General features: G+C 68.1%; 25 protein-coding genes, 1 pseudogene and 1 riboswitch. Of the genes and pseudogenes, 16 read left to right on the top strand and 10 right to left on the bottom strand.

What is annotated here, in order from left to right:
• Positions 1-59: 59 nt before the first annotated feature.
• On the top strand, positions 60-485 hold the full coding sequence (locus EXE63_RS20415) for a nuclear transport factor 2 family protein (protein WP_234904195.1): 426 nt from the start codon (positions 60-62) through the stop codon (positions 483-485).
• Here the strand turns inward: EXE63_RS20415 and EXE63_RS20410 are convergent.
• Together EXE63_RS20410 and EXE63_RS20405 are read right to left on the bottom strand one after the other, a co-directional pair.
• A complete protein-coding gene (locus EXE63_RS20410) occupies positions 482-2,128 on the bottom strand; it encodes a 4Fe-4S binding protein (RefSeq protein ID WP_168143431.1) in 1,647 nt (548 codons plus the stop codon). The genes EXE63_RS20415 and EXE63_RS20410 overlap by 4 nt on opposite strands.
• A gap of 3 nt (positions 2,129-2,131) precedes the next feature.
• On the bottom strand, positions 2,132-3,163 hold the full coding sequence (locus tag EXE63_RS20405) for an AurF N-oxygenase family protein (protein ID WP_168143430.1): 1,032 nt from the start codon (positions 3,161-3,163) through the stop codon (positions 2,132-2,134).
• Positions 3,164-3,406: 243 nt separating this feature from the next.
• Between EXE63_RS20405 and EXE63_RS20400 the strand changes: the two genes are divergently transcribed.
• The 3 genes from EXE63_RS20400 (at position 3,407) to sepH (ending at position 6,557) form a co-directional block, all read left to right on the top strand.
• Positions 3,407-4,399, top strand: coding sequence for an SPFH domain-containing protein (locus tag EXE63_RS20400; RefSeq protein WP_234904194.1), 993 nt, complete (start codon positions 3,407-3,409; stop codon positions 4,397-4,399).
• A 28-nt stretch (positions 4,400-4,427) separates the two neighbouring features.
• A complete protein-coding gene (gene serC, locus EXE63_RS20395) occupies positions 4,428-5,534 on the top strand; it encodes a phosphoserine transaminase (protein ID WP_168143429.1) in 1,107 nt (368 codons plus the stop codon).
• Positions 5,535-5,612: 78 nt separating this feature from the next.
• Positions 5,613-6,557, top strand: coding sequence for a septation protein SepH (gene sepH, locus EXE63_RS20390; protein WP_168143428.1), 945 nt, complete (start codon positions 5,613-5,615; stop codon positions 6,555-6,557).
• A 34-nt stretch (positions 6,558-6,591) separates the two neighbouring features.
• Here sepH and EXE63_RS33305 read toward each other — a convergent pair whose 3' ends face one another.
• Positions 6,592-6,717: a hypothetical protein gene (locus EXE63_RS33305; RefSeq protein WP_272955789.1), complete on the bottom strand. Its 126-nt coding sequence runs from the start codon at positions 6,715-6,717 to the stop codon at positions 6,592-6,594.
• Positions 6,718-6,778: 61 nt separating this feature from the next.
• Positions 6,779-8,260 carry a DUF222 domain-containing protein gene (locus EXE63_RS20385; protein WP_234904193.1) on the bottom strand — a complete coding sequence of 494 codons (1,482 nt, stop codon included), beginning with the start codon at positions 8,258-8,260 and terminating at the stop codon, positions 6,779-6,781.
• 243 nt (positions 8,261-8,503) lie between these two features.
• On the opposite strand from EXE63_RS20385, the gene EXE63_RS20380 reads away from it, so the two are divergent.
• From EXE63_RS20380 to EXE63_RS20370, 3 genes are read left to right on the top strand one after another with little or no spacing between them, the layout of a single operon-like run.
• A complete protein-coding gene (locus EXE63_RS20380; RefSeq protein ID WP_168143427.1) occupies positions 8,504-9,685 on the top strand; it encodes a glycosyltransferase in 1,182 nt (393 codons plus the stop codon).
• Positions 9,686-9,714: 29 nt separating this feature from the next.
• Complete coding sequence (helR, locus tag EXE63_RS20375; protein ID WP_168143426.1) at positions 9,715-11,898, top strand: RNA polymerase recycling motor ATPase HelR; 2,184 nt, start codon at positions 9,715-9,717, stop codon at positions 11,896-11,898.
• Positions 11,899-11,916: 18 nt separating this feature from the next.
• Positions 11,917-12,702, top strand: coding sequence for a TIGR03620 family F420-dependent LLM class oxidoreductase (locus tag EXE63_RS20370; RefSeq protein WP_168143425.1), 786 nt, complete (start codon positions 11,917-11,919; stop codon positions 12,700-12,702).
• On the opposite strand, the gene EXE63_RS20365 is transcribed toward EXE63_RS20370, so the two are convergent.
• The 3 genes from EXE63_RS20365 to EXE63_RS20355 form a co-directional block, all read right to left on the bottom strand.
• Entirely contained in the window at positions 12,699-12,968 is a 270-nt protein-coding gene (locus EXE63_RS20365) for a DUF2537 domain-containing protein (RefSeq protein ID WP_168143424.1), read from the bottom strand. The genes EXE63_RS20370 and EXE63_RS20365 overlap by 4 nt on opposite strands.
• Complete coding sequence (locus tag EXE63_RS20360) at positions 12,965-13,672, bottom strand: TrmH family RNA methyltransferase (protein ID WP_234904192.1); 708 nt, start codon at positions 13,670-13,672, stop codon at positions 12,965-12,967. The genes EXE63_RS20365 and EXE63_RS20360 overlap by 4 nt, the downstream gene beginning before the upstream one ends.
• A gap of 109 nt (positions 13,673-13,781) precedes the next feature.
• Entirely contained in the window at positions 13,782-14,216 is a 435-nt protein-coding gene (locus EXE63_RS20355; protein WP_105362100.1) for an Rv0880 family HTH-type transcriptional regulator, read from the bottom strand.
• A gap of 44 nt (positions 14,217-14,260) precedes the next feature.
• On the opposite strand from EXE63_RS20355, the gene EXE63_RS20350 reads away from it, so the two are divergent.
• Together EXE63_RS20350 and EXE63_RS20345 are read left to right on the top strand one after the other, a co-directional pair.
• The gene (locus EXE63_RS20350; protein ID WP_168143423.1) at positions 14,261-14,512 is read left to right on the top strand and encodes a DUF2530 domain-containing protein; all 252 of its coding nucleotides are present in this window, start codon (positions 14,261-14,263) and stop codon (positions 14,510-14,512) included.
• A gap of 15 nt (positions 14,513-14,527) precedes the next feature.
• Entirely contained in the window at positions 14,528-14,983 is a 456-nt protein-coding gene (locus EXE63_RS20345; RefSeq protein ID WP_168143422.1) for an SRPBCC family protein, read from the top strand.
• 30 nt (positions 14,984-15,013) lie between these two features.
• Here EXE63_RS20345 and EXE63_RS20340 read toward each other — a convergent pair whose 3' ends face one another.
• On the bottom strand, positions 15,014-15,799 hold the full coding sequence (locus tag EXE63_RS20340) for a DUF3027 domain-containing protein (protein WP_372513132.1): 786 nt from the start codon (positions 15,797-15,799) through the stop codon (positions 15,014-15,016).
• Between the two features lie 150 nt (positions 15,800-15,949).
• Between EXE63_RS20340 and EXE63_RS20335 the strand changes: the two genes are divergently transcribed.
• A complete protein-coding gene (locus EXE63_RS20335) occupies positions 15,950-17,563 on the top strand; it encodes an MFS transporter (protein ID WP_168145672.1) in 1,614 nt (537 codons plus the stop codon).
• On the top strand, positions 17,560-18,093 hold the full coding sequence (locus EXE63_RS20330) for a DUF2771 domain-containing protein (RefSeq protein ID WP_168143420.1): 534 nt from the start codon (positions 17,560-17,562) through the stop codon (positions 18,091-18,093). The genes EXE63_RS20335 and EXE63_RS20330 overlap by 4 nt, the downstream gene beginning before the upstream one ends.
• Here EXE63_RS20330 and EXE63_RS20325 read toward each other — a convergent pair.
• A complete protein-coding gene (locus EXE63_RS20325; protein ID WP_168143419.1) occupies positions 18,078-19,082 on the bottom strand; it encodes a glutathione S-transferase family protein in 1,005 nt (334 codons plus the stop codon). The genes EXE63_RS20330 and EXE63_RS20325 overlap by 16 nt on opposite strands.
• A 119-nt stretch (positions 19,083-19,201) precedes the next feature.
• On the opposite strand from EXE63_RS20325, the pseudogene EXE63_RS20320 reads away from it, so the two are divergent.
• A pseudogene (locus tag EXE63_RS20320) lies at positions 19,202-20,076 on the top strand (endonuclease domain-containing protein).
• A gap of 35 nt (positions 20,077-20,111) precedes the next feature.
• Here EXE63_RS20320 and EXE63_RS20315 read toward each other — a convergent pair.
• Positions 20,112-20,522 (bottom strand): cold-shock protein, encoded by a 411-nt coding sequence (locus EXE63_RS20315; protein ID WP_105362106.1) that lies wholly within the window; start codon positions 20,520-20,522, stop codon positions 20,112-20,114.
• Positions 20,523-20,642: 120 nt separating this feature from the next.
• Between EXE63_RS20315 and EXE63_RS20310 the strand changes: the two genes are divergently transcribed.
• The 4 genes from EXE63_RS20310 to EXE63_RS20295 all read left to right on the top strand — a co-directional run bounded on the left by EXE63_RS20310 (position 20,643) and on the right by EXE63_RS20295 (position 24,095).
• On the top strand, positions 20,643-21,041 hold the full coding sequence (locus EXE63_RS20310) for a YccF domain-containing protein (RefSeq protein WP_168143418.1): 399 nt from the start codon (positions 20,643-20,645) through the stop codon (positions 21,039-21,041).
• Positions 21,038-22,093: a GTP 3',8-cyclase MoaA gene (moaA, locus tag EXE63_RS20305; RefSeq protein WP_168143417.1), complete on the top strand. Its 1,056-nt coding sequence runs from the start codon at positions 21,038-21,040 to the stop codon at positions 22,091-22,093. Before EXE63_RS20310 ends, moaA begins: the two co-directional genes overlap by 4 nt.
• A 2-nt stretch (positions 22,094-22,095) precedes the next feature.
• A complete protein-coding gene (locus tag EXE63_RS20300; RefSeq protein WP_105362109.1) occupies positions 22,096-22,353 on the top strand; it encodes a MoaD/ThiS family protein in 258 nt (85 codons plus the stop codon).
• A gap of 247 nt (positions 22,354-22,600) precedes the next feature.
• Positions 22,601-22,784, top strand: a riboswitch (cyclic di-AMP (ydaO/yuaA leader).
• 9 nt (positions 22,785-22,793) lie between these two features.
• Positions 22,794-24,095: a transglycosylase family protein gene (locus EXE63_RS20295; protein ID WP_168143416.1), complete on the top strand. Its 1,302-nt coding sequence runs from the start codon at positions 22,794-22,796 to the stop codon at positions 24,093-24,095.
• Positions 24,096-24,119: the final 24 nt, after the last annotated feature.

Here is a 24,119-nt window from a genome sequence, read left to right as displayed (position 1 = left end):
GCGGCGATATCGGCGAAACTCACATCTCACGTTTCGCCCACGCTTGCCGTCTACAGGGTGTGAACGCAACGATCGACACCGAGTACCTGTTACGCGGCATGTATGCCGCCGAGCGCGACTATCTGGCCGCGGGCGGACCTGGTCAGGCGAACTTCGACACCCTTGCCCCGTTCTTCTCCCCCGACGTCGTCCTTCATCAGGCGCGGGCCCTGCCCTACGGCGGGGTGTGGCGCGGACATCGCGGCATGGATCGGTTCTTCCTCGCGATGAGCCGCACCTGGTCCGAATTCGAGATGGTCGGCCAGGAGTTTCTCTGCACGGCCGAAACCGCGGTGGTGCTCACCCGGGTCAATGCTCGCGCGCGGTCGACCCGGCGCGAGCTGAGCTTCCCGATCCTGCAGACGTTGCACGTGGTCGACGGACGCATCGCCGAAGTGCGGCCGTTTTACTGGGACACCGCGGCGATCGTCGCCGCCCTGAATTAACGGTGCAGGCCGGCAAGCAGCCGTTTGTATGCGGGCGGTCTCGGCGCCGTCGCCGCGGCCGCCAGCATGTCGGCGATATCGACGAACTTGTCCCGCGGGCGCTGCCCGCCACCCCGCGCGATCTCGGCGGCGTCGATGGCTCGCCAGCCCACGGCGTCAACGACCGCGGGCTGGCGGCTGCGGACCAGTTTGTCCAGTGCCGCCGGCTTGTGGGCCGGGTCGCCGAGCTGTCCCCGGTTGTAGTCCTCCACCAGGTTGCGCACCGTCTCCGCCGCGCACGACTTGTTGGTGCCGATGAAACCGGTCGGGCCGCGCTTGATCCAGCCCGCGACATACGCCCCGGCGGTATCGAGCACCCGGCCGCCGTCATTGGGCACCACCGCGGCCACGTCGTCGAACGGTAGATCGGCAATTGCCTTGCCGCGGTAGCCGATCGATGTCAGCACCATGCCGGCATCGAGCGTCCCGCCGTCCGCGAACCCGACCCCGGTGATCCGCTCGTCGCCGAGCAGACGCTGCGGGGTGAGCTGGTAGGCCAGCCGGATTCGCGGCCGGGTGATCGGCGCGGAGGCATCTCCCAGCTTGGTCAGGATCTCCAGCTTGTTGCGGGTGAGCCGATCCTCGACGGTGGCCAGGTCGGCGATGACCCGCTGATGATCGGTGGCGTCGAGCACCACATCGCAGGTGGAGGTCAGTCCGATGAGCTCGGGCAGCGTGAATGCCGAGAACTTGGGTCCGCGCCGCGCCGCGATCACCACCTCCTGCACCTTCGAGGCCCGCAGCGCCGCCAACGCATGATCGGCGATATCCGTACGCGCCAAGGCATCCGGATCCGAGGTGAGAATGCGCGCCACGTCGAGTGCGACGTTGCCGTTGCCGATGATGACGACACGATCGTGGCCGAGGTCCACCGGCAGGTCCGCGAAATCGGGGTGCCCGTTGAACCAGGCCACCACCTCGGTTGCGGTGGCGCTGCCCGGCAGACCCATCCCCGCGATGTCGAGGCGGCGGTCATTGGGCGCGCCGACGGCGTAGAGCACCGCGTGATGGTGCTCGAGCAGGTCGGCATGGCTCAGGTGCTTGCCCACCTCCACATTGAGGAAGGCCGTGAACCCGGTGTGCTCGGACACCCGGTCGAAGAGACGGGTGACCCGTTTGGTGCTCTGATGATCGGGCGCCACCCCGGCCCGCACCAATCCATAAGGCGTGGGCAGCTTCTCGAAGATGTTCACCCGGACCCCTCGCTGGGTGAGCAACTCGTCGGCGGCGTACATCGCCGCGGGTCCCGAGCCGACAATCGCGACTCGCAACGGTCCACCGGGACGCGGCGACACCATCGGCGCCGGCAGCACCGGGGCCAATTTGGACGTCGGCGGCAGCTTGCCTTCCCGCTTCGGGTAGAAGCCGGCGTTCAATTCGATGAACGGAAGCTGATTGTCGGTGAGCTTGCTGTCCGGAGCAATCGCACCCACCGGGCAGGCACTGACGCACGCGCCGCAGTCCACGCACGCGTCCGGGTCGATATAGAGCATCTCGGCGGTCGCGAAGCCCGGCTCATCCGGTGAGGGATGAATGCAGTTGACCGGGCACGCATAGACACAGGATCCGTCGCTGCAACACGACTGGGTGATCACATGAGGCATGACCTAGGACGCGACCGAGACCAGGTGCTCGCGCTGGGGCTCGCTGCGGTAACGGCTGGGTGCGCCGTCGATGCGGCACATCTTCCACACCAGCTTGGCCAGCGGGTTCATCAGTCCGGAGTCGGTGGCCAGCATCCGTACATCACCGAACATGTCGCGCAGCATCTGGCGCGACTCCGGCGACCTGAAAAAGATCTCCTTGCGCACCGAACGCGGGATGTCGAATTTCTTCCAAAACGCCCGCGGCGGAACGATGATGGCCGAACACAGCACGCGCATCACGACAGGCACGTAGAGCGACAGCCAGAACCGCTTGGCCCTGGACAGATGCGGAACACGCTTGCGCAGGTACTCGTGGGCAAACGAGATATGCCGGGCTTCCTCGGCGACGTGGATCGCCATCACGCGCTCCATGATCGGGTGCAGCGCCTTGCCCTCGCGCAGCACGTTCTTCTGCGTGTGGTCGATGGGCTCTTCGCCCGCGAGGATGCCGAACCAGAACGGAATCGGCGCCGGTCCGGCGACCAGCGGGATCGTCGGCTGAATCCACTTCAGCAGCTTCGGCATCCCCGGCACGTCGGCGCCGATGTGGTTCACCATCTCCTGGAACATCAGGGTGTGGTTGCACTCCTCGATCGCCTCGTGCAGGCAGTACCGGTACTCCGGAGAGCCGTTGGGTACCCAGAACGAATACTCCATGAGCCCGCGGATCAGGATGTTCTCGAAGTGCAGGCCGACCTTGGCCACGTTGGCCTGGCGCCACATACCGATCTCGATCTGGCGCTCCACCGGCTGACTCTGGTACCAGGCGTGCTTACCGATCGGATCGGTCGCGGGCAGGATCCAGCGCTCGTCGTCGGGGATCACGGCGAACTCCGGCGAGTCCCAGTCGATATCCGTATACGGATTGAAGTTCCGGCGTACCGACCCCTCCGAGAGGGTGGTCAGCATGTCGACGTACTCGGTGTCGTCGCTGACGTCCATGTTCTTGCGCCACCGACGAATCGTGCGTGTCCTGGCTTCTTTGACAGCCATTCGGGGGCCTCCATGCCTACCGTGAAATTTACATTCGGTTGCTTGCTGTCTAGGAACAGTACCCGCGGTACCAGATTCTAACCAGGGCGTTTTCTCAGGTGTGGGCCATCGGCGTTATCCAGGTCACATGTGACTCAGATCACGTGAAGATGCCGCTCGGTCGGCAAAAGTGACGTCTATCTGGCTAAAATCTGGCCGTCACTGTCAGCGACGTCACAGCTGACAGCTCGGAGACGGGGAGCCATGAACATCAAGAAGCGGTTCGACGCAGGCGCCACCGTCAACAAGACCGGCGGCGGGAAGCGGAAGTTCGTGCTGATCGGACTCGGGATCATCGCCGCCGTGGTCGGCGGGGTGATCCTCTCCAGCTGCGCCACCCAGATAGGACCGGGTCAGACCGCGATCAAGGTCGATGACTATTTCCTGATCCCCGCCGATCCCAAGGTCGACGGCTGCATCGAGCCGGAGACGTCGGCCTTCAACCCGCCTGGCGGCTTCAAGGCCTACCGCTACCCGTCGCGGCAGATCAGTTGGGATGCGACCGGCAGCCCCGACTCCGAAGCGGAACCCACCATCGTGGTGTCCAACGCCACCGCGCCCGCCGAGTTGCGGGTCCCGGTGGTCATCACCTTCGACCTGACCAGCGACTGCGACATGTTGATGGACTTCCATCGCGATTTCGGCACCAAGTACCAGGGCTGGCTCGACAACGACGGCCTGGTCACCACCGGCTGGGTGAACCTGCTGCGCTACGTGATCGGCCAGCCGGCCGAGCAGGTGCTGATCAGCGTCGCGCAGAAGTACACCTGGCGCGAGATCTGGAATGACGAGAAGGTGCGTATCGAGTTCCAGAACGCCCTACGTGACGCGCTGCCCGGCGCGTCGCGGGCCCGCACCGACGGCCGGGAGTTCTTCACCAACTTCCAGGTGACGGTCATGAAACCGGACCCGGTGGACGAGGGCCTCAAGGACGCCATCATCGCCGAGCAGAAGGCCATCGCCGATGCCCGCGCGGCCGAGGCCAAGGGTGTCGCCGATGCGAATGCCGCGCGGGCCAAGGCCGAGGCCGACAAGGTCACCGCCCAGGCCCAGACCGAGCTGGCCCGACAGGTCGCGCTGCAGAAACAGGCCGAGATTGCCGGCTACCCCAATGTGGAGGCGTATCTGCGGGCGCTGGCGATCGAGAGTGGGCAGAATCCCTACCAGCCGACCTACGTGGTGCCCCAGGCCGGATGACATCGGCTCGGCCGATAATCTGGTGGTCATGGCCGAACTGACGATCCCCGCCGATATCAAGCCCAAAGACGGCCGCTTCGGCTGCGGCCCCTCCAAGGTGCGCCCCGAGCAGCTGGCGGCCCTCGCCGCCGCGGGCGACCTGTTCGGCACCTCACACCGGCAGGCACCGGTGAAGAACCTGGTCGGCCGGGTGCGCGACGGACTGCGCCAGCTGTTCGCGCTGCCCGACGGTTACGAGGTGATCCTGGGCAACGGCGGATCGACCGCATTCTGGGATGCCGCCGCGTTCGGGCTCGTCGACAAGAAGTCACTGCACCTGACCTACGGAGAGTTCAGCGCCAAGTTCGCGTCCTGCGTGGCGAAGAACCCGTTCGTCGGCGATCCGATCATCGTGAAGGCCGACGCCGGCAGCGCCCCCGAACCCGTTTCGGATCCGTCGGTCGATGTCGTCGCATGGGCCCACAACGAGACGTCCACCGGCGTGGCGGTGCCGGTGCAGCGCCCGGCCGGCGACGCGCTGGTGCTCATCGACGCCACCTCGGCGGCCGGCGGTCTGCCGGTCGACATCCGCGATACCGACGCCTACTACTTCGCACCTCAGAAGAGCTTCGCCAGCGACGGCGGCCTGTGGTTCGCGGCCCTCTCCCCGGCGGCGCTGGCCCGCATCGACGCCATCGCGGCCACCGATCGCTGGGTGCCCGACTTCCTCTCGCTGCCCATCGCGGTCGAGAACAGCCTGAAGAATCAGACCTACAACACCCCGGCGATCGGCACGTTGATTCTGATGGCCGAGCAGATCGACTGGATGCTGGCCAACGGTGGGCTGGACTGGGCTGTGAAGCGCACCGCAGATTCGTCGGCGCGGCTGTACTCGTGGGCCGAGACCTCCTCGTTCGCAACGCCGTTCGTGACCGATCCGAAGCTGCGGTCCCAGGTTGTCGGCACCATCGATTTCGCCGATTCGGTGGATGCCGCGGCGGTCGCCAAGGCGCTCCGGGCCAACGGCATCGTCGATACCGAGCCGTACCGGAAGCTGGGCCGCAACCAGCTGCGGGTCGCGATGTTCCCGGCGGTCGATCCCGAGGATGTCAGCGCGCTGACGGCGTGCGTGGATTGGGTTGTGGAGAGAATCTGAGCACGGTTCCGCCGGCAATCTGCGTGTCTGCACGGTAACGGGCGGATAACAAAGTAGGGTGCGCGATGGAGGTGCACTATGCGGGAACTCAAGGTCGTCGGGCTCGACGTGGACGGCAAGCGGCTCATCTGCGAGGCCCCCGACTCCGGTGACAATTTCGCCATTCGTGTCGACAACCGTCTGCGGGCCGCCGTGCGCGGCGACAAGGCCACCTCCAATCAAACCGAGATCGAGGTCGAGGTGAGCCCAGGCTTGCGCCCCAAGGAGATCCAGTCCCGCATCCGCGCGGGTGCTTCCGTGGAGCAGGTCGCCGCGCTGGCCGGTGAGGACATCGACCGGATCCGGCGGTTTGCCAACCCGGTCCTGCTGGAGCGCTCGCGAGCGGCCGAACTGGCCACCGCGGCACACCCGGTGCTGGCCGACGGTCCGTCGGTGCTGACACTGCTCGAGACCATCACCACCGCACTGGTCTCCCGGGGCTTGGACCCGAATGCCACGAACTGGGATGCCTGGCGCAATGAGGACGGGCGTTGGACGGTGCAGCTGGCCTGGAAGGCCGGCAAGTCCGATCTGCAGGCCCATTTCCGTTTCACGCCCGGTTCGCACGGCGGCACGGTGGTGGCGTTCGATGACAGTGCAGCCGAGCTGATCGACCCGAGCTTCGCCCGGCCGTTGCGCCCGGTGGCAGCCGTCGCCCAACTCGACTTCGAGGTGTCGCCGGTCGCGGTGCATGCTCCGGTGCACCCGACCCATGCCCCGGTGCACCCGTCTCAGGTGGTGCTGCCACCACAGGCCCCCGCGCCCGTGGCCGCCGCTCCCCCTGTCGCTCCGCCCGCACCGCAGTCCGCACCGCCCGCGCCGGCCCCCGCACCGCAGTCCGCTCCGGCTGCCGCCGGCTCGGAACCCGAGGTGGGCGACGAGCCGGCGCCGACCACGCCAAAGCGCCGTACCCGCAAGGCCAAGCCATCTGTCCCCGCGTGGGAAGACGTCCTGCTGGGAGTGCGGTCCGGCACCCAGCGCTGACAGACCACTCTTTCGAGCAGCCGGCCCATCGCCCTCAGAAGGGTGGTGGGTCGCTGTTGTTGTCGGCGCGTTCGAGGGCGAGTTCGAGTTGGTTGCGGGCGCGTTCGGTGTTGATGCGTTGGGCGCGGTCTTGGGCGCGGGTGCGTTGTCGGACCGGCATCTTGGTGTCGCGGTCGGTGTCGTTGATGAGGGTGATCGCGCGCTTTCGGGGAATGGGTGTGTCAATGTTCCAGTGCGGGAACAGGATTGCCGCCCCGGGAGCCTTGGTGTAGCTGTGCCCGCTGGGTGCTGTCCATTGGATGGTGCCGTCGGGTTGGGCGGTGGGTGTCCAGCCACCGAATGTCTTGATCAAATGGTGCAGGCGGCAGAGCGGCCCGAGGTTGCCGGGTGGGTGGCCCCGGCCGGCCATGGGTCAGGTGATCGAGGTCGCAGCGGTGGGCGGCCCGGTTGCAGCCGGGGAAGCTGCAGGTCATCGAACGCATTCGGACGAACGCGGTCAGCGCTGTCGAGGGCCGGTATTGGCGTTCGGCGGGGAGATTCGCGATCTCGGCGAGCGGCGTGACTTTGGCGCCGGCGGCGACGAGTTCGGCCAGCATGGCGGCGGGGATGATGGCGCCATCGAGCATCACCCCGGGGCTCGGGTTGCAGGCCGCGGGAGCCGCAGGGCGGGCGTTGGCCGCAGCCGGGGCAGGTTCGGAGCTGGACGCGGCTGGTTCGGTGCGGGCAGCCGGCGCGGCGGGCTCGGATGGTCCAGCGGGTTCGGATTCCGCGGCCGGTGTCTGCGGCTCGTGTTCCGGTGCAGCGGGTGCGGTTGGCTCGGAGTCCGGGGTGCCTGCAGTACCCGGGGTGCTCTGCGGCGGGGTGTCCTCACCTGCGGCGGGCACCTGGTCGGTGAGCGCATAGATGGTGACCGCGCCCGCGCGCGGATCTTTCCCGCTGCCCGCACAGCCGGTGTCCCCGCATTCGCAGGCCAGGCGTTCCAGGGCCGGGCCGACCGCACCCAAGGCGGCCAGGGCCGCGGCACGCAGTTCCCCACGCTTCCGGGGATCATTCGGGCAGACGGTGTCGGCCAGGGCGTCGAGCCGTTGTTCGAGGATCTTCTTGTCGGTGATCCGCAGCCTGCCCCAGAACGAGGCCACCCCGTTGGGGTCGTCCTTGTCGTCGAACTCCACATAGAGGTCCTTGGCGGCCCGCCGGGACCGCACGACGGCGTCGGGGTCGAATTTCTCCACCCACAGATCAACCGCGCCGATCAGCTGTTTCTCCGAATGCGGCCCATACTCGCCCGCTTCGCCGGAAATCGCCGCATCGATCAGGGCGATCGCGTCCTCGTCGACGACCAGATGCGTGCGCCAGGTGATCGCATCGATCAACGTCGCCGACACCGCACCCTTGGCGAACAGGGCCGCGGTGCGGGGTAGCCGGTCACGCAAGGCCTGGGCGATGCGCATCTGCTTGGACGCCGCATACGGATTCACATTGCAGGCCGCCGCGACCGCGGCCTGGGCCCACGCCCAACCGTCGATCACCTGGTGGGCAACCGTGTCGTCCTCGTCATCGCACTGGCGGGCGATCACTTCGCCGATCAGGGCCAGCCGCTGCGCGGCCGCCATGGCCTCGGTCTGGGTCATGGCCGTGACCGCCGAGATGAGCGCTTCATCGCTCAACTCCGCGAGTGCGACCCGATCCAACACCTCGAACATGTGTGCGATTCTACCGACGTCCACTGACACGAGTCGAAGATGGTTTTTGCAACCTGTGGATAACTGTGCCGACCTCGCGGACCGCAGCGACAAGCGGCGGGAACTGAACGCCGGACACAAAAAAGGGAAGGCCCTCGCCTTCCCACTCTCAATTTATAGCGCACCCCGGGGCTTGCGGCAAGACCCGGGTGATGCCGCAAAATCGCTCGCCTGAAAGAGAATTCACCACATCAGGGGGGCGCTATGCGAGTTCTGCTCTACACATTCGGTTCACGCGGGGACATCGAGCCACTGCTGGCGCTGGCGCTCGAACTACAGAACCAGGGTGCCGAAGCCCTGGTCTGTGCACCGCCGGACTTCACCGAACTGCTCACGGCAGCGGGAGTCCCGATGGTGCCGACCGGCCCTTCGGTGCGTGAGCTGGTGCACGTCCAGAAGGCCACACACAAGGACGCGCCGGCGCTCGCCGCCGACTTGGTGGCCTCGCAGTTCGAAACGCTCGAAACAGCACGCACGTGTGACGCCATCGTCGCGACCGGTCTGATGCCCGCCGGGATGCGCTCGATCGCCGAACTGGTCGAGGTGCCCTACCGATGCGTGATGTTCACTCCGCAGGTGCTGCCCTCTCCGGACTACCGCCCGCTACCGCGACCGGGTAAACCGTTCCCCGAAGACGAGACCGACAACCAGGTGCTGTGGGATCTGGACGCCGAGAAGGTCCAGGTGCTGTACGGGCCGGCGCTGAACGAACACCGAAAAGCGAGAGGCCTGGCACCGATCGACAATGTCCGCGACCACACGTTCACCCACACCCCGTGGCTGGCGTCCGACCCGGTGCTGAGCCCGCTGCACGCCCATCCCGGGTTCGATGTCGTGCAGACCGGCGCCTGGATCGTGCCCGATGAGCGCCCGCTGACACCCGACCTTGAGGCCTTCCTCGATTCCGGTTCGCCGCCCGTATACGTCGGCTTCGGCAGTGTCACGGCACCCGAGCGGGCCGCCGAGGTGGCCATCGAGGCGATCCGGGCGCACGGCCGGCGGGTGCTGATCGGCAGCGGCTGGGCCGGCCTGACCACGGCCGACCCGGACTGCTTCGTCATCGGCGAGGTCAACCAGCAGGCTCTTTTCCCACGGGTCGCCGCGGTGGTGCATCACGGCGGCGCGGGCACCACGACCACGGCCGCACGGGCCGGCGCCCCGCAGGTGGTGATTCCGCAGATCGTCGATCAGCCCTACTGGGCCGGCCGGGCCGCCGACCTCGGCATCGGGGTGGCGCATCACGACCAGACGCCGACCGTCCACTCACTCACGGCGGCGCTTAGGCTGGTACTGACCCCCGAGACCCGAACCAGAGCGATCGCCGTGGCCGGCACCATTCGCACCGACGGGGCCGCAACGGCCGCAAGGACGCTGCTGGGCGCATGATACATACCGTACGAAATAACAAGGGGCACATGACAATCCAGGACTATCAGGCAGAACTAGAGGCTGAGCGCGAGTACGTGGCCGCGCTGTATGACCGGCTGGACGCCGAACGGGCGCGCGCCAAGGACCGCTACTCCGCGGCGCTCAAGGGCGATATCGACAAGCAGGACGGTGCCACCCTGGTGAACCGCGATGCCGACGTGCGCGCACTGGGAAAAGAGGTCAGCAGGCTCGACGTGGCCGACAGCGGATTGTGCTTCGGCCAACTTGAGAGCATCGAAGGTGAGCGGTCCTACATCGGGCGGCTCGGGCTGTTCGACAACGAGAACGACTACGAGCCACTGCTGCTGGACTGGCGGGCACCCGCGGCTCGGGCGTTCTACGTGGCCACCGCCGCCAGCCCGGAGAACATGTGGCGCCGGCGCCAGTTCCACACCCGCGGGCGCAAAGTCCTCGATTTCACCGACGAGGTGCTGGGCCGCCCCGACGTCGGCGAGCGCGGCGACGCGGCCCTGCTGGCGGCGGTCAACGCGCCGCGCACCGAGGGCATGAGCGATATCGTCGCGACGATCCAGGCCGAGCAGGACGAGATCATCCGGCTCGATCAATCCGGTGTGCTCGTCATCGAGGGCGGTCCGGGCACCGGAAAGACGGTGGTCGCGCTGCACCGCGTCGCCTACCTGCTGTACACCCAGCGCGAACGAATGGAGCGGCACGGGGTGCTGGTCATCGGGCCCAGCCCGGCGTTCCTCAACCATGTCGGTCGGGTGCTGCCCTCGCTCGGCGAGACCAACGTGGTGTTCATGACCACCGGCGATCTGGTCCCCGGGCTGCACACCACCGCCGAGGACACCCCGGATGCCGCGCGGGCCAAGGGTTCGGTGAAGATGCTCGAAGTCCTCAAAGCCGCCGTCGCCGACCGTCAGCGCACCCCCGAGGAGCCGCTGCCCATCAAGCTGGCCGACGTCACGGTCGAGATCAACGCCGAGGCCGCGGCCTGGGCGATCCAGGAGGCGCGCGAGGCGGGTCTGCCGCACAACGACGCCCGGGCGGTGTTTACCGACGTGATCACCTGGGTGCTCACCGAACGCGCGATCGCGCGAATCGGCAAGGGCTGGTTGACCCGTGACGACAAGCAGGCCTGGGAACACCTGCGCGCCGAACTGCTCGACGAGCTCGAAGATCACGACGCGTTCAAGGCCGCGCTGGACGAGCTGTGGCCGGAGCTGACACCGGAATCACTGCTGGCGGCGCTCTACGAGTCCCCCGAACGGCTCGCGGCCGCCGGTGCCGATGAGTCGTTGTGGCGACAGGACGGGCGGGCCTGGACGGTGTCGGACGTCCCACTGCTCGACGAGCTGGTGGATCTGCTGGGCGGCATCAAACCCGATGCGGCCGCGGAGAAGGAACGCCAGGAGGAGGCGGCGTATGCCGCGGGCGTGCTGGACCTGATGGTGGCCCGCGAGGACCTGATGGACGACGAGGACCATCTGATCGCCGCCGACCTGATCGGCGCCGAGGAACTGGCCGACAGGTTCATCGAACAGGACAACCGCGAACTGGCCGAACGTGCTGCCGCGGACCGGGATTGGACCTACCGCCATGTGGTGGTCGACGAAGCCCAGGAGCTCTCCGAGATGGACTGGCGGGTGCTGATGCGGCGCTGCCCGGCCCGGTCCTTCACCATCGTCGGCGACCTGGCGCAACGTCGTTCCGAAGCGGGTGCGAGGTCCTGGGACGCCATGCTGGCCCCGCATGTGAAAAAGCGTTGGGTCTATCGGCCGCTGACGGTGAACTACCGCACCCCGGCGGAGATCATGGCCGTCGCCGCCGCGGTGCTTTCCGAATTCGCGCCGGGCATTCAGCCACCGGAATCGGTGCGCTCATGCGGCGTGCAGCCGTGGTCGAAGAAGGTGAGCGAAGACGCACTTGAGATGGCCATAAAGGAATTCGTCGAAGACGAGGCTGCCCGCGAGGGCACCAGCGTGGTGATCGGGCCGCCCGGAGTGCCCGGCACGGTGCCGGCCGCGCTGACCAAGGGCCTGGAATTCGACGCCGTCCTGGTGGTGGCACCGGAGCGGATCATCGCCGACGGCCCACGCGGGGCGGCCGAACTCTACGTCGCCCTGACCCGCGCCACGCAGCGCCTCGGTGTGCTGCACCACGGCGACCTCCCGCCGTCACTGAAAGGGCTTGACCTGAAGAATGCTTGAGGTTCTACCGTCTGAACCATGAGTGCGATCGGGCTGGCCAGTAGTAATCCCTACACCGACGATGCCGACGTCGTCGCCGATGAAGCACGCCACGCCCAAGACCTCGGATACGCCACCCTGTGGCGTTCCGGCGATCTGCCGATGGTCGCGGCGGCGGTGCGGGCCACCACCACCATCCCGGTGGCCACCGGGATCATCTCGGTGTCGCGGGTGCCGGCCGCCGACGTCATCGCGCTGCACGCCGACCTGGAGCCCGGCCGGTTCGTGGTGGGAATCGGTGGCGCGCATGGCCCGCGGCCACTGCAGACCATCAGCGGGTACCTCGACGAACTGGACGCGGCCGGTATCCGCGCCGGGGTGCTGGCCGCGCTCGGGCCGAACATGCTGGCGCTCGCGCGCGAACGTGCCGGCGGCGCGTACCCCTATTTGGTGACACCCGAGTATGTGGCACAGGCCAGAAATCAACTCGGTGCGGACCGCACCCTGGCGGTGCTGCAGATGGTGATTCCGCTGACCGACCGCGACGATGCGCGCCGCGCGGCGTCCGGCCCGCTGGAGTTCTTGGCGTGGAAGCCCGGCGGATACCGCCGAAACCTGTTGCGCCAGGGGTTCACCGAAACCGATATCGATCAGGTGAGCGACCGGCTGCTCGATGGCATCACCGCCTGGGGTGAACCGCAGCGCATCGCCGAACGCGTTGCCGAGTACCATGCGGCCGGCGCCGATCAGGTGGTGCTGCGCATCGTCGGCGCGGATGACATTGCGGTGTGGCGGGCCAAACTCGCTGCGACGCTGATCGATTAGGAAAAGGCGAGGGCCAGCGCGACGATCCAGCCGACCGCCACCCCGACCGCGGACCCCAGCACGAACCACCGCAAGACCGGCTTACGGCGCCAGCCCCACACCGTGGGCGCCAAACCTCCGACGGCGACCAGATTGAGTCCCACCGCCAGCAGCGGATGAACGCTGATCAACCCGCGGCTCAGGACCACGATCGCCACGCCCACCACCGCGGCCACGAAGGCCGCCACCGTCAGGCCGGTGCCCCAGGGAGTCTCGGCTTCGGTCACGGGTCCAACCTAGCGCGCTCATAGAAGGCCAGCGCGGCGGCGGTGGCGACGTTGAGTGAATCGGTGCCCCGCGCCATCGGGATGCGCACCCGCACATCGGCGGAGCGCATGGTGTGCTCCTTGAGGCCCGGCCCCTCGGCACCGACCATCATCGCCACCTTGTCCCCCGCCAGGTCGGTCATCGCCGATGCCAGCGTCGGCGCGGCGGGATTCGGTGTCATCGCCAGTACCCGGAAACCTTTGCTGCGCAACACCTCCAGATCTTCCGGCCAGGACGCCGCCCACGCATACGGCACCAGCAGGGCGTGCCCCATCGAGACCCGCACCGCCCGGCGGTACAGCGGGTCCGCACATCCGGTACCGAAGAGCACACCGTCGACGCCCAGTCCGGCGGCGTTGCGGAAGATCGAGCCCAGGTTCTCGTGGTCGTTGACGCCCTCGAGCACCGCCACGGTGCGCGCATCCCCGATGACCTCGTCGACGGTCAGCTCGCCCGGCCGTGGCGCGGCGGCCAGCACACCCCGGTTGAGGTGAAAGCCCACCGCGGCCGCCATCACCTCCGCAGTTGCCCGGTAGTACGGGACGTCGACGCCGGCCAGGTCCTCGGTCAGCTCCCCCAGCCTGCGGTCGGTGCCCAGCAGCGCGCGCGGGCGGAAGCGGGAGGCCAGCATGCGCTGCACCACCAGCACACCCTCGGCGATCACCAGTCCCTTGCCGCTCGGCAGATCGGGGCGGCGGTCAACGCTGTTGAGGTCGCGGAAATCATCGAGGCGCGGATCGGCGGGATCCTCGATATCGACTATGTGCGCCAGTTCAGGCGCCTTCGTCCACGATGGCCAGCATCAGGTCCGCGGCGGCCAGCAGCGTCGCCCGCTCCGCGGCGGTCAACGCGGCCAGTCGCTGGGTCAGCCATTCCCGGCTGGCCCGGCGCTCGGCCTCGATGAGATCGACACCGGCCGCCGACACCGAGACCAGCACCTGCCGGCCGTCGTCGGGATGCGCGGACCGGTCGACGAACCCGAGATCCACCAGCGAAGCGATCACCCGGGTCATCGACGGCGGGCGGACGCGCTCGCGGGCGGCCAGCGCGCCGGGGGTCATCGGCCCCTCCTTGAACACCGTGGCCAGCGCCGACAACTGCGTGAGCGACACCGGCGAATCGGGCCGGCGGAATCGGAGCTGACGGGCCAACCGGACCACGGCCAACGACAGATCACTCGGTAACCGGGCATCGACGTCGTCAGTCACAGGTCCGAACAATACCCAGCGGGCATCGGCTAGGTTGACATGCGATGACCGCGAATCCGCCGCCCGAGCCGCCTGCGCTGCCCGCGCGGTTGCTCGAACCGGCACCGGTGATCGTCGTGGTCGCCCTCGGCTGGCTGATCGCGGTGGCGCTGGCGTTCACCGTCCCCGGCCTGCACGAGTGGCGGCCGATCACGATTGCCGGGCTGGGCGTCGGCCTGCTCGGCACCTCCATCTTCCTGCTGCAGCGTCGCTCCGCCCGTCGCGGTGACCGTGGTGCCCAGCAGGGTCTGACCTGAAACTCAAGGAGAACAATGGGAGCCCCACTACTGCAGGCACAGATCGACATCGCCGCTCCGCCGGCCACGGTGTGGGCGCTGATCTCGGACCTGAAGAAGATGCCGCTGTGGAGCCCGCAGACCCGGGTGATGAAGATGTTCGGCCCACTGCGCGTCGGCGCCAAGACGGTGAACCTCAACCGGCGCCGCCTGCTGGTCTGGCCGACCAGCAGCACCATCACCGTGGTCGAGCCGGAGCGCAAGCTGGCCTTCCGCGTCGATGCGAACGGCACCGAGTGGAGCTACGAGCTCGAGCCGATCGACGGCGGCACCCGGGTCGTGGAAAGCCGCCGCGCGCCCAACGGCATCAAGAAGTTCTCCACGGTCACGGTGAACGCCGTGATGGGCGGGGTGCCGAGCTTCGAGAACGAACTCGTCGAGGGGATGAACGAGACGCTGAGCCGGCTCAAGGCCGCCGCTGAAGGCGCTTAGGCCCATCGATCAGGCCGCGGCCGAACGCGCCTAAGTGTTCAGGTCAAGCACGCCGTCGTCATACGGCACGTAGAGCGGCGAACCGGTGCCCGCGGGCACCGGGGTGTCCGAATGGGCGCCGCAGCCGTATTCGCATTCCACGACACGCCCGTCGGCGGACAACTCGTTGCAGCAGACCCCGAACAGTGTGCCCAGCGATCCGGACAACGGGACGTAGAAACCGCATTCGCGGCACGTCCGGCGGGTGGCGCGCGCCATGGCCGACGCCGGTCCGAACTCACCCTCGCTCCAGCGCTCGGCGGCGTCGAGGCGGCCTTCCAGGCTGAGCACCCGGCGGCGGCCGAGTCCGACCTCACCGGCCAACTCGTCGAGTTCGGGGTCACCACTGGACATGTAGCCCGGCACCAGGCGCGGGTCGTCGGGCGGGGTGGCCAGCAGGTCACCGGGGCCGAGGTCACCGGGCTGGACACGCTGATCCCAGGGCACCCACTGCGGCGCCAGCAGCGCCGTGGGGCCGGGGACCAGCACTGCTTCGCTGATGGTCACATGGTCGGTGCCCGGATAGCCGGCCACCACGACGGCCCACTGCCAGCCCTGGTAACCGGGTAGCACGGCCAGGAAGCGGTGCGTGGCCGCGGTCTGATCATCGAACACCGCGCCGAGGTACTCGCCCACGCTGTCGGGGCCACTGAGTTCCTCGACGGCGCTGCGGGCGGTATCGACGGCGCCCATCAACAGGGCCTCCAGTGCCGGCGGCCGTTCTTGCGGCAGCTCGATATCCGGGGCCTGCTCGGTCACTTCCGTCATGCTGTCCATCGGTGTCCATATTGCCTGACCATGCGCGCCAGAGCCACACCGGTGGCCTGCACACCGTGGCCGCCGGTTTGAGGGACAATCGACAACGTGTCTTCCCGGGATCCCCGCTACTACCCGCCGCGGCCTCCGTCCGGCGACGAGCACCCCGGCATGGCGAACTATCCGAGCGACGGCGAAATGCCGCGCCGAGGGCAGACGCCCCGGGGTGGGCAGGGCAACCCGCACAACCCGCAGAACCCGAGCGCCAACCGTTGGTTGCCGCCCCTTGACGATCACGACGCGGCCCGGCGCCGCACCGATCCCCCACCGAGGGCCGGCGCCGCCGCGGGCGAGCGCGTCACCGTCACCCGCGCGGCCGCCCAGCGCAGCCGGGAGATGGGTTCCAAGATGTACGGGCTGGTGCACCGGGCCGCCACGGCGGACGGCGCCGACAAGTCCGGGCTGACGGCGCTGACGTGGCCGGTGGTCGCGAACTTCGCCGTCGATGCCGCCATGGCCGTCGCATTGGCCAACACGCTGTTCTTCGCCGCGGCCTCCGGGGAGAGCAAGAGCAAGGTCGCGCTGTACCTGCTCATCACCATCGCCCCCTTCGCGGTGATCGCGCCGCTGATCGGTCCGGCGCTGGACCGTCTGCAGCACGGCCGCCGGATCGCGCTGGCGATGTCGTTTGCGGCCCGCACCGTGCTCGCGGTGGTGCTGATCGCCAACTATGACGGTGTGACAGGCAGCTTCCCGTCCTGGGTGCTCTACCCGTGTGCGCTCGGAATGATGGTGCTTTCCAAGTCATTCAGCGTGTTGCGCAGCGCGGTGACGCCACGGGTGCTGCCGCCGTCCATCGATCTGGTCCGGGTGAACTCCCGGCTGACGACGTTCGGCCTGCTGTTCGGGACGGTGGTCGGCGGCGGCCTGGCGGCCGGCGCGGAGTACCTGTTCAACATGTTCGAGCTGCCCGGGGCGCTGTATGTACTGGTGGCCGCGACCGTCGGCGGCGCCTTCCTGGCGATGCGGATCCCGAAGTGGGTCGAGGTCACCGCCGGTGAGGTGCCGACCACCCTGAGCTATCACGGCGGTACCGATCAGCTGCGTCGTCATCCGGAGCGGTCGGCGGCACGGCAGCCGCTGGGCCGCAACATCATCACGTCGCTGTGGGGCAACTGCACCATCAAGGTGATGGTCGGGTTCCTGTTCCTCTATCCGGCGTTCGTCGCGAAGGCCCACGGCGACGGCGGCTGGGAACAGCTGCGCATCCTTGGCCTGATCGGTGCGGCCGCGGCGATCGGCAACTTCACCGGCAACTTCACCGCGGCCCGCCTCAAATTGGGCCGCCCGGCGCTGCTGGTGGTCCGCGCGGCGATCGCGGTGACGCTGTCCGCCTTGGCCGCCGCGCTCACCGGCAACCTCATGGTCGTCGCGGTGGCCACCCTCATCACCTCGGGCGCCAGTGCCATCGCGAAGGCCTCCCTGGACGCCTCGCTGCAGGACGATCTTCCCGAGGAGTCGCGGGCGTCGGCGTTCGGCCGTTCCGAGTCGGTGCTGCAGCTGGCCTGGGTGATCGGCGGGGCGACCGGGGTGCTGATCTACACCGAACTGTGGGCGGGCTTCACCGCCATCACCGCGATTCTCATTGTCGGGCTGGCTCAGACACTGGTCAGCTACAACGGCGCATCACTCATCCCGGGCTTCGGCGGCAACCGCCCGATCCTGGCCGAAACCGAAGGCGGACCCCTGAATTTCTCCAGAAGCACCGCGGCGGGCCGACGATGAAGCGGGCGGTGGCGCTGCTCGCGGTGGTGGCGCTGCTCTCCACTGCGGGCACCGGCGTGCTGGTGTGGCAGCTCAGCAAGGACCACGGGCCGCGCTATCCCGAGATCAGCGCGTACTCGCACGGCAAAACGGTGCGGGTGGGGCCGTACTTCTATTGCGATGTGGTGAACCTCGACGCCTGCGAGAACCCGGAAACCACCGGCGAACTCACGGTGACATCACGGGGTCCGGTGCAGCTTGCCGTGGATCCGCCCATCGCCGACGCGCCCTGGCTGCTGTTGCGCACCTATGAGGACGCCGAGGCTCCCGTCGCCCAGGAGTTCCGGCCGGGTGTCGCGCAGGCAATCACCGTACCCAGCGTCGATGCGCTGTACGGCAAGCTGACCGGCATCGTGGTGCAGCTGCCGACGCTGGTGCGCGACGAGGCCGGTAACGAGTTCCCACTGCCGCACGCCGAATGGTCGGTGCGCACGATCTGGGACCCGGCAGCCGAGTACTCGGAGTCCGTTTCGGACTACCCGGCGGAGTGACCCGCCGGGACCTCCTCACCGGCTTTTGTCGGACCGGGTGGGGTTCCGTCACCGAATGGCCTGCCGCCCAAGGTTTCCCGACCGTGCGGGGTCAGCCAGTTCGCCAGGTCGGGCCCGTTGGGGACGACTTGGGTGGGATTGATGTCGGTGTGCACGATGTAGTAGTGCTGCTTGATCTGCACGAAGTCGGTGGTGTCCCCGAAGCCGGGCGTCTGGAAGAGGTCGCGGGCATAAGCCCACAGCACGGGCATCTCGGCGAGCTTGGACCGATTGCACTTGAAGTGCCCGTGATACACGGGGTCGAACCGGGCCAGCGTGGTGAACAGCCGGACATCGGCCTCGGTGATGGTGTCACCGACGAGATACCGCTGGGTGGACAGCCTTTCGGTCAGCCAGTCCAGGGTGGCGAAAAGCCGGTCATAGGCCTTGTCGTAGGCCTCCTGTGAGCCGGCGAACCCGCATCGGTACACACCGTTGTTCACCTCGGTGTAGACGCGCTTGGCGACCTCGTCGATCTCGTCGCGCAGATTCTCGGGGTAGAGCTGGGGCGCGCCCTCGCGGTGATACTCGGTCCACTCGGTGGAGAAATCCAGGGTGATCTGGGCGAAATCGTTGGTGACCACCGCACCGGTGGGCACATCCACGACGGCCGGCACGGTGATGCCCTTCGGGTAGTCCGGGTCACGCTTGAAGTAGGCGTCCTGAATCCGCGGGATCTTGAGCACCGGGTCGACGCCGCCGGGGTCGAGGTCGAAGGTCCAGCTCCGCTCGTCATGGGTCGGCCCGCAAAACCCGATGGACAGAACGTCTTCCAGGCCGAGCAGACGCCGAACGATGATGGTGCGGTTGGCCCACGGGCAGGCCCGCGCCACGACGAGCCGGTAGCGGCCGGGCTCAACGGGGTAGCCGTCCCGGCCGTCGGCAGTGATGCGGGTACTGATGTAGTTGGCGTCCCGGTTGAACTCACCCTGCTTGTTGACGTAGGTCATGGAGACCAGTGTTCCCGCCGAACGTCGAGTTGATGTCGATCGAACTCAAATTCATCGACGAAAAGTCGACGCTGGGCGAAAGGTGGAACCGACCGGGCCCGCGCGGAGTCCAACTACACATGGGCAATCCCGGGTGGCCGTTCCTCGGGACGGAGGCGCGCGCCGCCGGCCTCGTCACCGATTACCGCCTGCGCACGGCGTACACCGCTGTGCACCGAAATGTGTACGTGCCGCGCGGAGTGGAACTTGATGCCAGGGACCGGGCGGTAGCTGCGTGGTTGTGGTCGGGGCGTCGGGGCGTGCTTGCCGGACTTTCGGCTGCTGCGCTCCACAACACGCGCTGGATCGACGCGAACCTGCCTGCGGAGCTGAACCGGTCATCCCGAGACAAGGTCCGCGGCATCATCCTGCACAGCGATACCCTCGCGGCGGACGAGGTCTGTCAGCGCCGCGGGATGCCCACCACCACCGCGGCGCGGACCGCCTTCGACGTTGGTCGCATCGCCGACGTGCCCACCGCGGTCATCCGACTCGACGCCCTACGCAATGCCACCGGTGTCGGCGTGGACCAGATCAACATCATCATTGCCCGCTACCCCGGCGCGCGAGGAATCCGGCAACTGCGGGAGGCCGTCGCACTCTCGGACGGCGGCGCCGAGTCCCCACAGGAAACACGGACGCGCCTGCTTCTGATCAGGGACGGGCTGCCCACCCCGAGTACGCAGATCGCGGTCCACGACGCCTATTCGTTTGTCGCCAGGCTCGATATGGGATGGCCCCGCTACCAGGTGGCGGTGGAATTCGACGGCGCCCAGCACTGGACCGACGCGAGGGACCCAGCCGCGACATCGACCGGATCGCCGAACTCGAGGCACTGGGCTGGATCATCATCAGGGTCAGCTTCGAGATGTTGTGCGCACGGCCGCATGTCATCTTGCAACGGACGCGACAAGCCCTCACCCAGCGTGGACTTATCGTCGAAAAATCAGCCTGACATCGACGAAAAGTCGACGCTGGGCGCAGCAGAACCTAGGCGTCGAGTTCGGCGGCGACAGCCTTGACGACCTCGGACACCCGGCGGGCGACCTTGCGGTCGGGGTACTTGCCCTTGCGCAGGTCGGGCTGGATGGTGTTCTCCAGCAGGGTGATCAGATCGCCGACCATGCCGTGCAGCTCGTCGGGGGTGTGCTTGTGTTCGACGGTCACCGCTTCACGGCGCGTCTTGGCCAGGCTCGGCGGCGGGTCGATCAGCTTGACCTGCAGCGCCTGCGGACCCCGGCGCCCGGCGGCCAGTCCGAACTCGACCTTCTGCCCGGCCTTGAGTCCCTCGACACCTGCGGGCAGCGCCGACGAACGCACGTAGACGTCCTCGCCTTCCTCCTGAGAGAGGAAGCCGAAGCCCTTCTCGGAGTCGTACCACTTCACCTTGCCGGTCGGCACTGCTGTCACCCGTTCGTCGTGATAGATCGCATAAGTAATGCGTCCCGCCTGCGCAGGACGCAATGGGAGGCATCCTACTAGCCTCTCGGTAGGCTGACAGCGACAGCCTCGGAGGAGACCATGCGCCTGATCCTGAACATCATCTGGTTGATCTTCGGCGGCCTGTGGCTGGCGCTCGGATATTTCCTGGCCGGAATCATCTGCTTCATCCTCATCATCACGATTCCGTTCGGGTTCGCCGCCTTCCGGATCGGCATCTACGCGCTGTGGCCGTTCGGCTACACCGTCGTCGACAAGCCGGGACCGCGGCCCGGTGCCGCCATCGGCAACGTCATCTGGCTCATCGTCGCCGGTATCTGGTTGGCGATCGGGCACGTGCTGACGGCGATAGCGATGGCGATCACGATCATCGGTATCCCGCTGGCCATCGCGAACATCAAGCTCATCCCGGTGTCGCTGCTGCCGCTGGGTAAAGTGATCGTCCCTTCGGACCAGCCGTTCGCCGGGGTGTCACGGTGACGTTGACCGATCTCGGACTGCCGATGCCGACCCGCCCGGTCGCCGCGGGCATGCCCGCCAGCGGCCCCCTGCTGGATACCTACGGCCGCGCCGCCACCGACCTGCGGGTATCGCTGACCGACCGGTGCAATCTGCGCTGCACCTACTGCATGCCGGCCGAGGGCCTGGACTGGCTGCCCGACAGTCAGCTGCTCAACGCCGACGAACTGGCCCGCCTGCTGCGCATCGCGGTCACCCGGCTCGGCATCACCAGCGTGCGGTTCACCGGCGGCGAGCCGCTGGTCTCCCCGCACCTGGAGCAGACCATCGCTGCCGCGGCCGCGCTGCGGCCCCGCCCCGAGATCGCGGTGACCACGAACGGGCTGGGCCTGGCCAAGCGTGCCGCGAGGCTGAAGGCGGCCGGGCTCAACCGGGTCAACGTCTCCCTGGACACCGTCAACGCCGAGCACTTCGCCGAGATCACCCGGCGCGACCGGCTGGCCGACGTGCTGGCCGGGCTGGCAGCGGCCGCCGACGCTGGGCTGGGACCGATCAAGGTCAACGCCGTGCTGGACCCGCGCACCGGCCTCGATGACGTCGTGCCCCTGCTGCGGTTCTGCCTGGAGCACGGATACCAGCTGCGGATCATCGAGCAGATGCCGCTGGACGCCGGCCATGAGTGGACCCGGGACAAGACGATCGACGCCGATATCGTCCTGCGCACGCTGCGCGCACATTTCGATCTGCGCCCCGATCCGGGCCCGCGCGGATCGGCCCCCGCGCAGCTGTGGCGGGTGGACGGCAGTGAGGGCACCGTCGGGGTCATCGCGTCGGTCTCCGAGTCGTTCTGCGGGGCGTGTGACCGCACCCGGCTGACCGCCGACGGTCAGATCCGCAGCTGCCTGTTCTCCTCCACCGAAACCGACCTGCGCGCCCTGCTGCGCGACGGCGCCGACGATGACGCGCTGGAGGCGGCCTGGCGGACGGCGATGTGGGCGAAACCGGCCGGGCACGGGATCAACGATCCGAGCTTCATCCAGCCGGTCCGGCCGATGAGCGCCATCGGCGGTTGAACGTGTCCGAAGTACAGGTCACCATCCGATATTTCGCCGCCGCACGGGCCGCAGCCGGAATCGAGACCGAAACGTTGTCGGTCCCGGCGGGCACCACCGTCGACGGACTGGTCACCGATCTGTCGGGTCGCGGACCCGAACTGGCGAAAGTGCTTGCACGCTGCTCGTATCTGCGCGACGGCGTCGCGGTGCGCGATAAAAATGTCGCGCTTCAAACGCGCGAAACGGTCGATGTGTTACCCCCATTCGCCGGCGGCTAGCCGTGATTTGTGTCACATCACAAAATGGTCACAAAGTAGCCACCTGCGGTTTGAGTCGCGAAAACACCTGCGGAAACGCCCGGACTCCCTGCACCTTTAATGTCCTCTCATAGTTCTTAAGCACCGGAAACGCCGGGCGCCCGCCGAGATGACGGCCGGTGGGAGAACGGTTACCGTCTTGCCAAGCCGTTCGACCCACATTGATCGGCCCGCCTTCCCCGATTGCGCCGAGCTCCATCCATCGGGACAAGGACACCCACGAACCACTGGATGGAGGCGGGGGACCCAACCGGTCCGCCGACAAGCAGACCAGGAACGCCACCACCGGTTCCTTGGGGTGAAGCCAGAAATCGTCTCTGACGAACGAAGGCCGGGCAACCTCTCCTGCCCGAACCCGACAGCTGACCTCGCGGGCGCTGACGAGAGGAATTTCTAGTTCTATGAGTGGTCGGCACCGTAAGCCCACAACTTCGTCTGTAAGCGTCGCCAAGATCGCCTTCACCGGTGCGGTCATCGGCGGCGGTAGCCTCGCCCTCGCGGGTCAGGCCGGCGCCGCGACCGACGGCGAATGGGACACCGTCGCCAGCTGCGAGTCCGGCGGCAACTGGGCCATCAACACCGGTAACGGCTACCACGGCGGTCTGCAGTTCTCGCCGAGCACCTGGTCCGGCCACGGTGGCGGTGAATTCGCCCCCTCGGCATTCCTGGCCACCAAGGAAGAACAGATCGCTGTCGCCGAGCGCGTGCTCGCCAGCCAGGGCAAGGGCGCATGGCCCACCTGTGGACGCGGTCTGTCCGGTGCCACCCCGCGCAACGTCGTCGCCGAGCCTGCACCGCAGCCGCTCGACAACCCCCTGATCAATGGCGAGCTCCCGCCGCCGCCCCCGCCGGCACCCGAAATGCTGCCGCCCGCGCCGATCGATGCGCTCGCCGCCCCGGCCCCGCTGCCCATCGATGCACCGCTGCCGCCTGCCCCGCCGGCCCCGCTGCCGCCGGCCCCCGAGGTGGTGCCCGTGGCGCTGGACGCCCCGCTGCCGCCCGCACCGCCGATCGACGCCCCGCTCCCCCCGGCACCCGCCCCCGAGTTCGTCGCCGTGGCGCTGGACGCCCCGCTGCCGCCCGCACCGCCGGTCGACGTACCGCCGCCCCCGGCGCCCGTCGAGACCGTCGCCTCGCTGACCCACGATCAGCTGGCTGCGCTGCCGGCCATCCAGGTTGCCGACTGGGACGTTGCCCCGGCACCCGAAGGCCAGCCGCAGCTGTGGTCGCTGGATGCCCCGATGCCCCTGGAGCCGGTGCTGCCCGCGCCTCCCGCTCCGGCGCCGGTCCCCGCGCCCGCCGCCGCACCCGCACCGGTGCCCGCTCCGGCGGCCGCACCCGCCGTGATCGCCGCCCCCGCGGCCGATCCGCTGGCGCCGGTCCCGGCCGAGGGCGTCCCGCACCTGATCAGCCCGGAGAACCTGCCGCCGGGAGCGACGCTCGACCCGAACGCGCTGCCCAACGAGAGCCCCAACGTCAGCTACCTGCGCCAGATCTGGAATGCCGTGCAGGACCAGCAGATCACCGGCAAGGACGCGCTCATCGCCGTCACCACCCAGCGCTCGCTGACCGGTACCGCTCCGACGGCGCCCCCCGGGCAGGTCATCGCACCGCCCGGAGCAACGCCGGCTCCGGGTGCCCCGGTTCCGCCGCCCGCGCCCGGCGCACCGGTGCTGCCGCCCGCGCCGCTGCCGGCACCGTAAGACCGCATCCGCCGAAGCCGCATT

The organism is Mycolicibacterium frederiksbergense, assembly GCF_012223425.1.
Lineage (GTDB): Bacteria > Actinomycetota > Actinomycetes > Mycobacteriales > Mycobacteriaceae > Mycobacterium > Mycobacterium frederiksbergense.
The sequence above is the reverse complement of the archived record's forward strand: the minus strand, read 5'-3'. Positions and strand labels throughout refer to the sequence as shown.